At 72.0% G+C, this 13,654-nt stretch carries 13 protein-coding genes and 2 tRNA genes; 7 read left to right on the forward strand and 8 right to left on the reverse strand.

What is annotated here, in order from left to right:
- Positions 1-70: 70 nt before the first annotated feature.
- Positions 71-601: a DUF3145 family protein gene (locus ACY8FT_RS04510; protein ID WP_462417731.1), complete on the reverse strand. Its 531-nt coding sequence runs from the start codon at positions 599-601 to the stop codon at positions 71-73.
- Positions 602-796: 195 nt separating this feature from the next.
- On the opposite strand from ACY8FT_RS04510, the gene ACY8FT_RS04515 reads away from it, so the two are divergent.
- Complete coding sequence (locus ACY8FT_RS04515) at positions 797-961, forward strand: hypothetical protein (RefSeq protein ID WP_462417732.1); 165 nt, start codon at positions 797-799, stop codon at positions 959-961.
- Positions 962-989: 28 nt separating this feature from the next.
- Here the strand turns inward: ACY8FT_RS04515 and ACY8FT_RS04520 are convergent, their stop codons facing one another.
- On the reverse strand, positions 990-1,511 hold the full coding sequence (locus ACY8FT_RS04520; protein ID WP_462418396.1) for a short chain dehydrogenase: 522 nt from the start codon (positions 1,509-1,511) through the stop codon (positions 990-992).
- Between the two features lie 359 nt (positions 1,512-1,870).
- On the opposite strand from ACY8FT_RS04520, the gene ACY8FT_RS04525 reads away from it, so the two are divergent.
- The gene (locus ACY8FT_RS04525) at positions 1,871-3,121 is read left to right on the forward strand and encodes an IS256 family transposase (RefSeq protein ID WP_462417733.1); all 1,251 of its coding nucleotides are present in this window, start codon (positions 1,871-1,873) and stop codon (positions 3,119-3,121) included.
- Positions 3,122-3,124: 3 nt separating this feature from the next.
- Complete coding sequence (locus tag ACY8FT_RS04530; protein WP_462418397.1) at positions 3,125-3,991, forward strand: LysR family transcriptional regulator; 867 nt, start codon at positions 3,125-3,127, stop codon at positions 3,989-3,991.
- Here the strand turns inward: ACY8FT_RS04530 and ACY8FT_RS04535 are convergent.
- Positions 3,973-4,046: transfer RNA gene (locus ACY8FT_RS04535), tRNA-Ile, on the reverse strand. The two genes, ACY8FT_RS04530 and ACY8FT_RS04535, sit on opposite strands and share 19 nt — an antisense overlap.
- A 65-nt stretch (positions 4,047-4,111) precedes the next feature.
- Between ACY8FT_RS04535 and ACY8FT_RS04540 the strand changes: the two genes are divergently transcribed.
- Positions 4,112-5,215 carry a glycosyltransferase gene (locus tag ACY8FT_RS04540; RefSeq protein WP_462417734.1) on the forward strand — a complete coding sequence of 368 codons (1,104 nt, stop codon included), beginning with the start codon at positions 4,112-4,114 and terminating at the stop codon, positions 5,213-5,215.
- A 92-nt stretch (positions 5,216-5,307) separates the two neighbouring features.
- On the opposite strand, the gene ACY8FT_RS04545 is transcribed toward ACY8FT_RS04540, so the two are convergent.
- The 3 genes from ACY8FT_RS04545 to ACY8FT_RS04555 form a co-directional block, all read right to left on the reverse strand.
- Positions 5,308-5,380 (reverse strand) — tRNA-Asn (locus tag ACY8FT_RS04545).
- Between the two features lie 81 nt (positions 5,381-5,461).
- Entirely contained in the window at positions 5,462-7,414 is a 1,953-nt protein-coding gene (gene dnaG, locus ACY8FT_RS04550; protein ID WP_462417735.1) for a DNA primase, read from the reverse strand.
- Positions 7,415-7,472: 58 nt separating this feature from the next.
- The gene (locus ACY8FT_RS04555; RefSeq protein WP_462417736.1) at positions 7,473-8,792 is read right to left on the reverse strand and encodes a deoxyguanosinetriphosphate triphosphohydrolase; all 1,320 of its coding nucleotides are present in this window, start codon (positions 8,790-8,792) and stop codon (positions 7,473-7,475) included.
- 135 nt (positions 8,793-8,927) lie between these two features.
- Between ACY8FT_RS04555 and ACY8FT_RS04560 the strand changes: the two genes are divergently transcribed.
- The 3 genes from ACY8FT_RS04560 (at position 8,928) to ACY8FT_RS04570 (ending at position 11,441) form a co-directional block, all read left to right on the forward strand.
- Positions 8,928-9,365, forward strand: a complete 438-nt coding sequence (locus ACY8FT_RS04560) for a DUF4282 domain-containing protein (RefSeq protein ID WP_462417737.1) — start codon at positions 8,928-8,930, stop codon at positions 9,363-9,365.
- A gap of 74 nt (positions 9,366-9,439) precedes the next feature.
- Positions 9,440-10,471, forward strand: coding sequence for an aldo/keto reductase family protein (locus ACY8FT_RS04565; protein WP_462417738.1), 1,032 nt, complete (start codon positions 9,440-9,442; stop codon positions 10,469-10,471).
- Between the two features lie 7 nt (positions 10,472-10,478).
- On the forward strand, positions 10,479-11,441 hold the full coding sequence (locus ACY8FT_RS04570) for a sulfurtransferase (protein ID WP_462417739.1): 963 nt from the start codon (positions 10,479-10,481) through the stop codon (positions 11,439-11,441).
- Between the two features lie 29 nt (positions 11,442-11,470).
- On the opposite strand, the gene dusB is transcribed toward ACY8FT_RS04570, so the two are convergent.
- The gene (gene dusB / locus ACY8FT_RS04575) at positions 11,471-12,685 is read right to left on the reverse strand and encodes a tRNA dihydrouridine synthase DusB (RefSeq protein WP_462417740.1); all 1,215 of its coding nucleotides are present in this window, start codon (positions 12,683-12,685) and stop codon (positions 11,471-11,473) included.
- Positions 12,682-13,623 (reverse strand): ArgP/LysG family DNA-binding transcriptional regulator, encoded by a 942-nt coding sequence (locus tag ACY8FT_RS04580; protein ID WP_462417741.1) that lies wholly within the window; start codon positions 13,621-13,623, stop codon positions 12,682-12,684. Before ACY8FT_RS04580 ends, dusB begins: the two co-directional genes overlap by 4 nt.
- Between the last annotated feature and the right edge of the window lie 31 nt (positions 13,624-13,654).

Consider the following 13,654-nt stretch of genomic DNA (forward strand, 5'->3'; position numbering starts at 1 on the left):
CCCCGGTGCGGGGAGGCCCACCGTCGTGTCACGGGCTGCGCCCGACGTCGAGCCCCGCCGTCGGGTCGCCTCAGCCGGTCGCGTGCAGGTGGCGCACCGGGACGGCGTCCCCGGCGTGCCGCAGGACCTCGAGCTCGGCGTCCCAGGCCGTGCCCAGCAGCCGGTCCACGCCGTCGGCCAGGGCACGGGCGTCCCCGCGACTCGCGTCCAGGACGTCACGCAGCCGGTTCTCGTGCACCACGGCGTCACCGATCGCGTTGGTGGTCGCGTGGTGGATGCCCAGGCTGGGGGTGTGCGACCAGCGGGATCCGTCGGACCCCATGGTCGGGTCCTCGGTCACCTCGAAGTGCACGGCGTCGAAAGGACGCAGCGCGCTGGCCAGTGCCGCGCCGGTGCCGGCGCGTCCGTGCCAGGTGAACTCCCCGCGAAGGCTGCCGGGCAGAGCGGGCTGGTCGATCCAGTCGATGCGGGGTGCCCCGTGCACCCCCGCACGCTGCAGGGCGTGCTCGATCGCCCACCCGAGGTGCGGGCACAACGCAGCGGGGGTGGCGTGGATGAAGACCACCCCCTGTGCCTGGGGTCGCTGACCGTAGCCGGACATCCGATCCTCCTGTGATCGCTCGACGTCTTCCCCAACGCCTCGATCTCGTGGACCGCCGCACGGCAGTGCTGTGCAATTGTGGGGGCCAGTGTGCACCATCGGTCGAGGGTGTGCCAGCCCCGGGCTCCGCTTCCCACGGGGATCTCATGACGGCAGTCATGGGCCCGGGAGCCGCTCTCCTGCCAAGATGCTCCCATGAACCGCAACGTGCTCACGTTCCTCGCCTTGGCCATCACCATCATCTACGGCCTCGGTTTCGCCGTGCTGGACGACAAGAGCACCTACGCGGTGATCGGCGCCGGCGTCGTGGCCATCGCGTGGATCGCGGTGTCGATGCTGGGGCGCGACGACAGCGCCTGACCTGCTGGGCCCAACAGGCCGGGGCACGTCACGGCAGCTCGATGGTCCGTCCCGTCCCGGGCCCCTCGATCGCCTTCTGGAAGGCACGGGCCACGTCGGAGGCGTCGACCGGGGCGAATCCCGGGAAGAAGTCACCGAAGTCGGCGAGGCTCTCGGTGAGCGCCGATGGGCTGACCACGTTGATCCGACGCGGGGCGATCTCGACGGCGGCCGCCCTCACGAAGGCCTCGATCGCGCCGTTCGCCGTGGCCGCGGCAACGCCCGAGACGACCGGATCGCGGGAGGGGACGTCGCTGACCAGCGTGAAGGACCCCTCCGCAGAAAGATGGTCCAGACCCGTGCGCACAAGGTTGATCTGAGCGAGTGCCTTCTGGGTCCACGCCGTCTGGAAGCCACGGGGGGTGAGGTCGGACAAGGCCGCATAGGGAACGTCACCCGCCGTGGAGACCACAGCGTCGACCTCCCCGACGGCCTCCCAGAGGCGGGCCAACTGCGACTCGTCCGTGATGTCCAGACGACGGCCACCACTGGTACGACCGACGGTCGTGATCTCGTGCCCCCCCGCTCGACGAGTAGTTGGTTGACTGCCTGACCGATGGTCCCGGACGCTCCCACGAGGATGATCTTCTGGACCAGGACGCTAGGCGGACTGTCTGCGCCAGGGAAATACGACAGGTCATACGCTGGGTGCATGGATGTCGAGCTGCGTCACCTCCGGGCCCTGGTCGGCCCCGCAGAGGAGCGCAGCTTCACGACAGCAGCCGCCGTCGCGGGCACCACGCAGCCAACGAGTTGAGTCCCCGATAGGGGTGTAGCGCGGTGGCCCCGTGATCGTCTCGGACGTGGGCGCGGCCACCGTGTGATCCTTCGAGTGAACCTCTCACAGCACTCTCGAACGGAGTCATCACGATGACCGCTCCTCACATTGTCGACCCTTCCGGCCTACTCGGTGAAGCCCTGGCCGAGGCGTCCCCGGATCTGATGCGCAGCCTGCTCCAGGACGTGATCAATGCCTTGCTCTCCGCGGACGCGGACGCTGTTGCCGGCGCGGAGTACGGCCGTCCCAGCAGCGACCGGGTTGCGCAGCGCAACGGCTACCGCCACCGCGACCTCGACACCCGCGTCGGCACGATCGACGTCGCCGTCCCCAAGCTCCGCACCGGCACCTACTTCCCCGAGTGGCTGCTCGAGCGCCGCAAGCGCGCCGAGTCCGCCCTGATCACGGTCGTCGCGGACTGCTATCTCGCCGGTGTCTCCACGCGTCGCATGGATAAGCTCGTGAAGACCCTGGGCATCAACAGTATGTCGAAGTCGCAGGTCAGCAGGATGGCGGAGTCGTTGGACGAGCACGTCGAGCAGTTCCGCCACCGCCCCCTGGACGAGGCCGGCCCCTTCACATTCGTCTCCGCCGACGCGCTGACCATGAAGGTCCGTGAAGGTGGCCGCGTGATCAACGCCGTCGTCTTGCTCGCCACCGGCGTCAACGGCGACGGGCACCGCGAAGTGCTCGGCATGCGGGTCGCCACCTCTGAGACCGGAGCTGCGTGGGACGGCTTCTTCGCCGACCTCGTCGCCCGCGGCCTCGCCGGCGTCCGCCTGGTCACCAGTGACGCGCATACGGGGCTGGTCGAAGCGATCGCCGCGCACCTTCCCGGGGCGGCCTGGCAGCGGTGCCGCACCCACTACGCAGCGAACCGCATGGCCGTGACGCCGAAGACCATGTGGCCGGCGGTGAAGGCGATGCTGCACAGCGTCTATGACCAGCCCGACGCACAAGCGGTGAACGCGCAGTTCGAGCGCCTGCTGGACTACGTCAGTGAGAAGCTTCCGGCCGTGGCAGAGCACCTCGACGCCGCCCGAGCGGACCTCCTCGCGTTCACGGCGTTCCCCAAGGACGTGTGGGTCCAGATCTGGTCGAACAATCCCACCGAGCGTTTGAACAAGGAGGTCCGCCGCCGCACCGACTCCGTGGGCATCTTCCCCACCCGCGAGGCGATCGTCCGTCTCGTCGGCGCGGTCCTGGCCGAGCAGACCGACGAGTGGGCCGAAGGACGACGCTATCTCGGCCTCGACGTCCTCGCCCGGTGCCGCCTCAACCTCGTCCCCGACACCAACACCGAGGAGGCCACCACCAGTTCCCTGCCCGCTCTGACCGCCTGACCAATCAGCGAAGGATCGTTACACCACTTCCCGGGACTTGACCAGCCAACGTTCTCCCGGACCATCCAGCAGCTGGAGCAGCGCCTCGGTGTGCGCCTCGTGGAACGCACGACGCGCGAGGTGCACCTGACATCTGCCGGCACCCAGCTCGCAACCAGGGCCCGCGACGTGACCGCCGAGCTGGACGCCGCCCTGCGGACGCTCCGCGCCCTGCCCACCCCTCCCCTGCGTGTGGCCTGGGCCTGGGCGGGCCTGGGAGAACACACCGTCCCACTGCTGCGCTCGTGGCGGGAGCATCACGAGTCCACGCCACAGCTCACCCAGCACGAGGACCCACTGCGAGCGCTGGGGAGCGGCCAGGTCGACGCGGCGATCGTCCGGTCGTCGGGCTCGGCCCCACCCCTGCCGGGCAGCTGCTCCGCAGTGCGTCTGCACGTCGAGCGCCTGGTGGCGGCCGTCGCAACCGCCCACCCCTGGCCGAGGAGCACGAGATCGCCTTGGGGCAGCTCGACGCCGGGCCCCTTGCCGTCTGCCGCAGCTCGCCCACGGCCGCGTCCGGCCTCTGGACCGGGGTCGGACGTGGCCGTGGACCGTCCTGGTCGAGGGGACCGACGAGTGGCGGACCGCCATCGCCCTGGGAGACGCCTTCGGCATCACCGCCGAGGCGACCACGTGGAGCCACAGGACTCCCGAGGTCGCCTACCTCTCGCTGCGGGATGTGCCCCCGTCGAGGTCTCGCTGGTCCTCCCGGCGGACGACGCACACCCTCTCGCGGCCCCCTTCGCCGCGTTCGCGGCCGAGTACCTGCGCACCGTGACGACGCGACGCACGCCGCCGTTCATCCTCACCGGTGGGCCAGGTGGGGCTTGAACCCACGACCGACGGATTATGAGTCCGCTGCTCTGACCGGCTGAGCTACTGGCCCGCGCCCCGGAGGGCGAAGCGAGGATAGTCTGTGCGGCGCTGCCCCCGACCCAGAGGACCCACCTCGTGCGCATCGTCCGCATCGCCAACTTCGTGGCCCCCAACTCCGGGGGCATCCGTACCGCCCTGCGCCACTGGGGCGAGGAGTACCAAGCGCGGGGGCACGAGGCGCACCTGGTGGTCCCGGAGCCCGGTGAACCGCACGAGACCCAGCCGCAGGGGCGGGTCCACCACCTGCCGGCCACGCCGACCGGTGCGGGCTACTCGCTCATGTGGGCTCGCCGGCCCGTGGCGCGACTGCTCAAGGAGCTCGCGCCCGACAGGCTCGAGGTGCACGACCGCGCCACCCTCCGCTGGCTCGGCCCCTGGGCCCGGCGGCAGGGCATCCCGACGATCATGCTGAGTCACGAGAACATGACCGGCATCCTCGTGCGCCGGTTGCACTCACCCGAGCGGCTCGCCGAGGTGACGGCGGACTTCATCAACCGCAAGTCGGCGCAGGACTACGACCGGATCGTGTGTCCCAGCCACTACGCGGCCGCCGAGTGGCGCCGGTTCGGCGCGGACGCGCGCGTGGTCACCCTCGGGGTAGACCTCCAATCCTTCCAGCCTCCCGCGACCGCGGCGACGCTGACCCCGGACGGGCGTCCCCGAACGGCCGGGCAGGTGCAGCTCGTGCACTGCGGGCGGCTGTCCCCGGAGAAGAACCCCGGCCTGTCGATCGCTGCCCTGCGCGTGCTCGTGGAGCGCGGCGTCGACGCGCACCTGACGGTGCTCGGCCACGGTCCGATGCGCGAAGAGCTCCTGGAGGGGTCCCGGGACCTGCCCATCACCTTCCACGAGTACATCTCCGGCCGCCGGGAGCTCGCCGACGTGCTCGGGCGGGCCGACCTGGCAATCTCCCCCGGCCCGGTGGAGACCTTCGGACTGGCAGCCCTCGAGGCGCTGGCCTGCGGTGTGCCGGTGGTGTGCCCCGACGAGGGCGCTCTCGCCGAGGTGGTGGGCCCCGCCGGAGCCGTCGCCCCCTCCCGGCCCGAGGCCTTCGCGACTGCCGTCACCGAGGTGCTCGGGCGCGGGGACCTCACCGCGACCGCCCGGGAGCAGGCCGAGCGCTTCAACTGGGAGGACTCCGCGGCGCAGATGCTGGCCATCCACGCCGAGCTCGGCTGAGCCACGCCCTGCACCGCTCCGAGGCGGCCGCCGGGCCCCTCACACACCAGAGGGGCCCGTCACCAGGTGGTGACGGGCCCCTCTTCCGGATGCTCCCCCGACTGGACTCGAACCAGTAACCCTCCGGTTAACAGCCGAATGCTCTGCCAATTGAGCTACAGGGGATCGCTGCAACAGCGGCGTGAACAATAACACCGACGGGCCGGCACGTCCAACTGCACCCCAGAGTGCGCGGCTGGTTGCCGCTCAGCGACTCGCCCGCAGGTGCTGCAGCTCCCGCTGCCAGCCCTGCAGACGCAGCCCGACCTCCCGGGCCCGATCGGCGTCCTCACCGGCCAGACGCTGCAGCGTGCCCATGGCGTCCGCGATCCGTCGGTTGAGCTCGACGATGCGCAGTCGCGAGACGAGCCCCTCGGCGTAGCCCGGCGCCGGCTGGCCGTTGACCATCCGCACGGGCAGCCCGTCCACGGCGAGCTCACCGACGAGGTCCCCGACGCGTGGGTCGGCGGCGTCGCGCACCTGCTGCACCCAGGCGCCGTGCGAGAGCGTGACCGCGCGCTCCACTCCCCCGGCCTCCGTGACGGCCGCGTGGACCAGCGCCAGGGCCGGTGCCGTGAAGGCCGTCGGCGACAGGCTCGTGTGCGCGGTCCCGGTGACGGCGGCCGGGTGCTGCAGGACGACCTGCAGGAACTGGCGCTCGGTCTGGTGGTCCGGGTTCCGCGGGTCCACCGGTGGCAGCGGTGCCGGGCCGCTCGCCTGCCCCGGCACGTCCCCAGCACCGTCCCCGCCGGCCATGGCGCCGGCCGGCTCCCCGATCGTCCGAGCACCTCGGGGGCCGGGGGCGCCCCGCCGCGTGGCCCCGGAGCGCCTGGCCACCTCCACCTCGTTCGCGAGCGCGTTGACGTCGACCCCGATCCACCCGGACACGGTCCGCGTGTACTCCGGCTGCAGTGAGCGGTCCCGGATGCGCGCGATGATCGGCGCGGCCGCACGCATCGCACCCACCCGGCCCTCGGGGGTGTCGAGGTCGAAGTGCCCGATCGAGGTGCGCACGGCGAACTCGAACATCGGCACCGCGTCCTCGACGAGCGCCCGCACCGCCTGCGAACCGCGCTCCTGCCGCAAGTCGTTCGGGTCGAGCCCGTCCGGGGCGACGGCCACGTAGGACTGGCTCGCCCACGCCTGGTCGGTCTCGTACGCGCGCATCGCGGCATTCTGCCCCGCTGCGTCGCCGTCGAAGGTGAACACCACCCGCGCCGGCGCCCGGTTCGCCTCGTCGCGCAGGATGCGGCGCAGCACCTTGATGTGCTCGGCCCCGAAGGCCGTACCGCAGGTCGCGACGGCGACCTCCACGCCCGAGAGATGCGCGGCCATCACGTCGGTGTAGCCCTCGACCACCACGGCGGTGCGCTGCTGCGCCATGGCCTTCTTGGCCAGGTCGAGGCCGTAGAGCACCTGGTTCTTCGTGTAGATCGGCGTCTCGCTGGTGTTCAGGTACTTGGCGGCGATCCGGTCGTCGTCGAAGATCCGCCGCGCCCCGAAGCCGACCGTGTCCCCGGTGATGTCCCGGATGGGCCACACCACCCGACCGCGGAAGCGGTCGTACATGCCACGCCCGCTCCGCCCGGCCAGGCCGGCGGTGAGCAACTCGTCGTCGGTGAAGCCGCCCTCACGGAGGTGCTCGTAGAGCGCGGACCCGTTCCGCGGGGCGAAGCCGACCCCGAAGTGGGCTGCTTCGGGAGACCCGAAGCCCTTGGCCCGCAGGAAGTCCCGCCCGGGGCGCGCGTCCGGGGCCCCCAGCAGGTACTGGTGGTAGAACTGCTCCGCCGCCCGGTGGGCCTCGACGAGCCGGGCCCGGCGTCCCAGACCGCCCTCACGGCGGGGACCCTTGCCCTCCTCGTAGCGCAGCTCCATGCCGACGCGGCCGGCCAGCCGCTCCACGGCCTCGGTGAAGCTCAGGTGGTCGATCTTCTGGACGAACTCGATGACGTCGCCGCCCTCGCCGCAGCCGAAGCAGTGCCAGTGCCCCACCGACGGCCGCACCTGGAAGCTGGGTGTCTTCTCGTCGTGGAAGGGGCACAGTCCCTTCAGCGAGCCCACACCCGCCACCCGGAGCGTCACGTGCTCGCGGACGACCTCCTCGAGCGAGGCACGCTCCTTGACCGTCTGGATGTCCTCGCTGCGGATCAGTCCTGCCACGGTGCGCCTCCTCTCCGTCGTCGTGCTGCCGGTCGATTCTCCCCCGCGCGTACGCGGCTCAGTGGGAGTGGGTGCACCAGCGGTGGTGCTCCAACCACGCGCGCCCGTCCGACAGCGACGCGACCTGGTCGACCACCGCGCGCCGGACCCCCGCCTCGTCACCCCGGCGGGCCGCGGCCTCGTGGTCCTCCCGGTACTGCGGGTCCAGCCGGTCGGGGTGCCGACCCCACATCGCGACCAGGGCCTGGAGGGCCTCGCGCTGCCGCTCCATGAGCTCCAGCCGGTGCTCGGTGTTCATCATGTAGGTGTACGCCACCGCCTTGAGCATGGCGATCTCGGCCAGCACGTGGGTGGGGACGACCAGGTCGGCGTCGTAACGGGTCAGGGTCGGCTGTGGATGACGAGCCCGGGTCGCATCGGTGACCTCCTGCACCAGGTGACCAATGAGGGTGCTCGTCATGTCCTTGAGCCGCGCGAGGTCCTGCCGGGTGCCCTCGTAGGCGGTCGGCACCACACCACTCTCGGTGAGTCGCTCCATCGCCCCCACCAGCTGCGAGGCCGACAGGTCCCGGGCGTAGGTGCGCGCCGCGTTGGCGGCCACGGCCGCGATCTCGGCGGGGTCGCGCAGCACGCGCACGTCCAGGTGCCCGGAGGTGATCGCGTCCTCCACGTCGTGGACGCTGTAGGCGACGTCGTCGGCCAGATCCATCACCTGCGCCTCCAGGCATCGCCTCCCCTCCTGCGGGGCGCCCTCGCGGATCCACGCGAACACCTCGGCGTCGTCGCCGTAGGCGTTGAACTTCGGCGTACCGGCCGGCCCTTCGCCGCGCAGCCACGGGTACTTGACCACCGCGTCCAACGTGGCCCGGGTGAGGTTCAGCCCCACGCTGCGCCCGTCGGCCCGGAAGCGCTTGGCCTCCAGCCGCGTCAGCAGGCGCAGGGACTGCGCGTTCCCCTCGAAGCCGCCGATGTCGTGCGCGACGTCCGCGAGCGCGTCCTCGCCGTTGTGCCCGAAGGGCGGGTGCCCGAGGTCGTGCGACAGGCACGCGGCGTCGACGACGTCCGGGTTGCACCCCAGCGAGACGGCCATCTCCCGGCCGATCTGCGCCACCTCGAGGCTGTGCGTGAGGCGGTTGCGCACCACGTCGTCCATGCCCGACTGCATGACCTGCGTCTTGGCCGAGAGACGACGCAGGGAGGCGGCGTGGATGACCCGGCCGCGGTCCCGGGCGAAGTCGTCACGGTCCGCCCGCTTGCGTGCGGGGTCCTCGCCCTCCCAGCGTTCGAGGTCGTGGGCCGAGTAGGCCTCGACCGGGGCTACCCCGGCCGGCACGTCGGTGCGGGGCGGGGTCCAGCTCTGCGGGTCCGAGGGAGTCACCCTGCGCACGGTAGCCGGTCGCCGCAGCGGTCATTCCACGGTCGGAGGGAGGAGCACCGGCAGCGGTGCCACACTGCGCGGGCACAGACCACAGGTCGCGCCTCCTCGGGAGGGCGCGGCACCGAGAGGGGAACCATGTCCACGCCGCACTCGAACTCGTACGACCCCACCCCGCACGGCCCCTACCAGGGCGGTCCGTCGATGCCCGGCGGTGAACCGCAGCCCGGTGGGACCGGAGCCCCCGGCCCCAGCCACGCACCGGACGGGGAGAACGGCTTCCTCTCGTCGCTGGCCGACATCCGCTTCACGAAGTTCGTGACGCCGAAGGTGGCCTCGGTCCTCTACATCCTCATGATCGTCGCCATCGCGCTAGGCCTCCTGGCCTGGACCGTCTCTTCGTTCGGGGTCATGTTCTCCGGCGAGGCTGCGGGCGTCTTCATGGGCCTCCTCATGCTGGTCGGCGGGCCCATCGTCGCCCTCATCTACCTGGTCCTCGCGCGCGTCTCGCTGGAGAGCATGGTCGCGCTGGTCCGTGTGGCCGACGACGTCGCCGCGATCCGCCGCCGCGGCTGACGACACACCGACGCCGACCTCGTCGGCCCCCTCCGCCCTCGCCCACCGGGCGGGGGCGCAGTACGTTGGGCGGCATGGAGCACCCCCGTCTCGGACACAGTGGACTGCGCGTCTCCCGCCTGATCTACGGCAACTGGCTGACGCACGCCTCGCAGGTGGAGGCCGACCGGGCGGAGGCGTGCGTGCGCGCGGCGCTCGACGCCGGCATCACGACCTTCGACACCGCCGACACCTACGCGAACACCGAGGCCGAGAAGGTGCTCGGGCGGGCTCTGCGGGGCGAGCGCCGCGAGGGCCTGGTGCTCGCCACGAAGGTCTACTGGCCCACGCGCCCGGACGGCGCCCCGCAGGACCAGGCCGGCCCGAACGACCACGGGCTGTCGCGCAAGCACGTGACCGAGTCCCTGCACGCCTCGCTGCGGCGTCTGGGCACCGAGTACGTCGACCTCTACCAGTGCCACCGCTTCGACCACGACACCCCGCTGGAGGAGACGATGGAGGCGCTGGCCGACCTCGTTCGCGGCGGCAAGGTGCACTACGTAGGGGCCAGCGAGTGGACCGCCGACCAGCTCCGCCGCGGCCACGCACTGGCCCGGGAGCTGCGGATCCCCTTCGTCTCCAACCAGCCCCAGTACAACCTCCTGTGGCGGGTCATCGAGCCCGAGGTGGTGCCGGCCTGCGAGGAGCTCGGACTCGGGCAGATCGTGTGGTCACCGCTGGCGCAGGGCCTGCTGACCGGCAAGTACGCCCCGGGGGCGCCGGCGCCGGAGGGCAGCCGTGCCACCGACACCTCCGGTGGTCAGTCGATGATGGGGCACCTCCTCAAGGACCAGCTGCTGGAGAAGGTCGCGCAGCTCAAGGTGCTCGCCGAGGAGGCGGGCATGCCGCTGCACCACCTGGCGCTGAAGTGGGTGGTCACGCAGCCCACCATCACCGCGGCCATCATCGGCGCCTCCCGCCCCGAACAGGTGACCGACAACGTCCGCGCCCTGGAGGTCGAGCCGGACGCCGACCTGCTCGCGCGCGTCGACGAGGTCCTGGGCGACTCGATCAAGACCGACCCCTCCCTGACCCGTTCCCCGCAGCGCATCGCGGACCTCGGGTGAGCGTCCGATGAGCGACGACCACACCGCCCCTCCGGCAGCCACCGGCCCGCTCGTCTCGGCCGAGGAGCTCTCGGTCCGGCTGCAGACGGCCGCCCAGCACTCCGGTGCCACCCCGGCCCTGCTCGACGTGCGCTGGGAGCTCGGCACGGGCGCCGATCCCGAGGGCTTCGCACGAGGACATCTCCCCGAGGCCGTCTTCTGCGACCTCGAGGCGGTGCTCACCGACGGACACTCCCCCGACGGCTCCGCCGGCCGTAACCCGCTGCCGGCCCCGGCGTCCGTGCGCACCTGGCTGGAGGCCCACGGCATCACGCGGGACACCCCCGTGGTCGTGATGGACGGTGGGCACGGCGCCGGGGCGGCCCGCGCCTGGTGGGTGCTTCGCGACTCAGGTCAGGAGCAGGTCCACGTCCTCGACGGCGGTGTCGCGGCCTGGCAGCGCGCAGGCCTGCCGCTGGAGGAAGGACCGGGCACCGATTCCCGTGAAGGTGGCGCGGCCCCCGAGCCCGAGGACCTCCTGCTGCCCGGTGACGGGCACGCGACCGACGAGCCGCACCGACTGCCCCTGGTCGACACCCCCTCGCTGCGACGGGGGCTCCCGGCCGACCACGTGCTGCTGGACGCCCGCCCGGCACCGCGCTATCGCGGGGAGGAGCTGGGCCCCGATCCCGTCGGTGGACACGTGCCTGGTGCAGTCAACCTGCCGGTACGGGACCTCCACGCCGAGGGACGGTTCCTGGACGAAGAGGACCTGCGGGCCCGCTTCGCCGAGGCCGGCGTCGACGCCGACACCCCACTGGTCCTCTCCTGTGGATCCGGCATCACCGCCTGCCAGCTGGCCGTCGCCCACCGGCAGGCCTTCCCGCAGGCGCCGGAGCCCACCCTGTACGCCGCGTCCTTCAGCGGCTGGATCGCCGACCCCGCCAACCCGCTGGCGACCGGCGACGAGCCGGGCACCATGCCCGCCTGACCCGGCTGGGCGCCGGGCGGTCGCCGGGGTCAGCCGCCGTCGACCGAGAGCTCCGCAGCCCGCATCCGCTCGGCCCAGACGTCGTCGAGCTCCCGGCTGGCGAGCCAGTTCTCCGGCAGGGCCACCTGGCGCTCGGAGCCCTTGCGACCGCGCGGCCCGTCGGCGGCCTCGGCGGGCCACTCCTGGTCCAGGTCCAGGGTGTCGATGAGAGCGTCCAGGTCGGCCAGGGAGTTGACCAGCCCCAGCTGGGAGCGGAGCTGACCGCCCACCCGGAAGCCCTTGAGGTACCAGGTGATGTGCTTGCGGATGTCGCGGCAGGCGTGCTGTTCGTCCTCGTGGAACTCGCTGAGGTACTCCGCGTGCCGCCGCAGCGTGTCGGTCACCTCGCGCAGCGTGGGCGTCACGCGGGCGTCGGAGCCGGCGAACGCGGCTGCCAGGTCGGTGAACAGCCACGGCCGCCCCAGGCAGCCGCGGCCCACGACGACACCGTCGCAGCCGGTCTGCTCCACCATGCGCAGGGCGTCCTCGGCCGACCAGATGTCCCCGTTGCCGAGCACCGGGATGGTCGTCACCGTCTGCTTGAGCCGCGCGATCTCCTCCCAGCGGGCCTGCCCGGAGTAGGCCTGGCTCGCGGTGCGCGCGTGGAGGGCCACGGCGGCCGCCCCCATGTCCTCGGCGATCCGCCCGGCCTCCAGGTGCGTGTGGTGGTCCTCGTCGATGCCGATGCGCATCTTCACCGTCACCGGCAGGCCGCCCTTCTCGGCCTCCTCCACCGCCGAGCGGACGATGTCGCGGAAGAGAGTGCTCTTCCACGGGATGGCCGCGCCGCCGCCCTTGCGGGTGACCTTGGGCACGGGGCAGCCGAAGTTCATGTCGATGTGGTCGGCCCGGTCGTGCTCGACGATGTCCCGCGCCGCCGCGCGCACCGTGGCCGGGTCCACGCCGTAGAGCTGGATGGAGCGCGGGTCCTCGGCCTCGTCGAACTCCACGAGCTTCATGGTCACCGGGGTCCGCTCGACCAGGGCCCGGGTGGTGATCATCTCCGAGACGTACAGGCTGCTGGCCCCGCTGGCCCCACCCGCGGTCAGGCCCTCGCTCCCGTACTCCCGGCAGAGGCGCCGGAAGGCGCGGTTGGTGATCCCCGCCATCGGCGCGAGGACCACCGGGGAGTCGATGGTCAGCGGGCCGATGCGCAGCGGGGGCAGCACGGGTGCGGGGGCGGAGGCGGGCTCAGTCATCGTCATGTCAACCCGTCATTCTCCCAGACCTCGGCGCCGCGGACGACCTCCCGGGCCACCGCCGCGAGGCGCTCCCCCAGCAGGTCGAGCACCGCCGACTCGATGCGTGGCCGGTGCCACACCAGCGGCACGTCGCGGTAGCCGGGGGCGATGCGCACGAGGTCGCCCGCCTCGAGCTGCTCGTGCATCCGCCCCTCGGGCACGAGCGCCCAGCCCAGCCCGAGGAGCACGGCCTCCTCGAACTCACGGTTCGCCGGCACGTAGGTGGTCGGCGGGCGCAGGTCGTCCTCCAGCAGCCTCGTGAGGTAGGCGTACTGCAGCAGGTCCTTGCGGTCGTACGCGATGAGCGGGGCCACCGCCAGCGCCTCCGGAGTCGGGCCGTCGGGCAGGTGCCGCTGGACGTACTCCGGGGTCGCCAGGGGCAGGTACCGGATGGTGCCCAGCGGCACCGCCGTGTGGCCGTGCACCGGGGTGGGATCCGAGCTCAGCGCACCCACCACCCGCCCCTGGCGCAGGAGGTCGACGGAGAACGAGTCGTCCTCGCGGAAGATCTCGAAGCTCACCGGCACCTCACGCTCGACCTGGGCCATCGCCGGCAGAAGCACCAGGGCCAGCGCGTCGGCTCCGGTGGCGATCGGGACCGAGAGTCGCACCCGGGGGTGCTCGTCGGCGGACAACGACTGCGAGGCGGTTAGCTGCGACACGGCCTCGTCGCGCAGGAGGGACCACTGCAGCGCCAGGGCCAGCAGCACCTCCCCGTCCGGGGTCGGCTGCACCGGCTTGCTGCGGCTGACGAGCACGGCGCCGACGGCTCGCTCCAGTGCCCGCATGCGCTGCGAGACCGCCGAGGGGGTGATGTTCAGCGACTTGGCCGCGCGCTCGAAGGTTCCCTCGCGCACCGCGGCCCGCAGGGTGGTCAGCCCGACCGGGTCCAGGACGTCCATGAAGCAGATCTTATGGTCGGTTCAGGATCCT

The sequence above is a fragment of the Kytococcus sp. Marseille-QA3725 genome, assembly GCF_054950055.1.

Excerpts from the sequence above, each read along its gene's own strand:
- ACY8FT_RS04515 (WP_462417732.1), top strand. The coding sequence starts at position 797 with ATGAACCGCAACGTGCTCACGTTCCTCGCCTTGGCCATCACCATCATC.
- ACY8FT_RS04565 (WP_462417738.1), top strand. The coding sequence starts at position 9,440 with ATGGAGCACCCCCGTCTCGGACACAGTGGACTGCGCGTCTCCCGCCTG.
- ACY8FT_RS04560 (WP_462417737.1), top strand. The coding sequence starts at position 8,928 with ATGTCCACGCCGCACTCGAACTCGTACGACCCCACCCCGCACGGCCCC.
- ACY8FT_RS04570 (WP_462417739.1), top strand. The coding sequence starts at position 10,479 with ATGAGCGACGACCACACCGCCCCTCCGGCAGCCACCGGCCCGCTCGTC.
- dusB (WP_462417740.1), bottom strand. The coding sequence starts at position 12,685 with ATGACGATGACTGAGCCCGCCTCCGCCCCCGCACCCGTGCTGCCCCCG.
- ACY8FT_RS04510 (WP_462417731.1), bottom strand. The coding sequence starts at position 601 with ATGTCCGGCTACGGTCAGCGACCCCAGGCACAGGGGGTGGTCTTCATC.
- ACY8FT_RS04580 (WP_462417741.1), bottom strand. The coding sequence starts at position 13,623 with ATGGACGTCCTGGACCCGGTCGGGCTGACCACCCTGCGGGCCGCGGTG.
- ACY8FT_RS04525 (WP_462417733.1), top strand. The coding sequence starts at position 1,871 with ATGACCGCTCCTCACATTGTCGACCCTTCCGGCCTACTCGGTGAAGCC.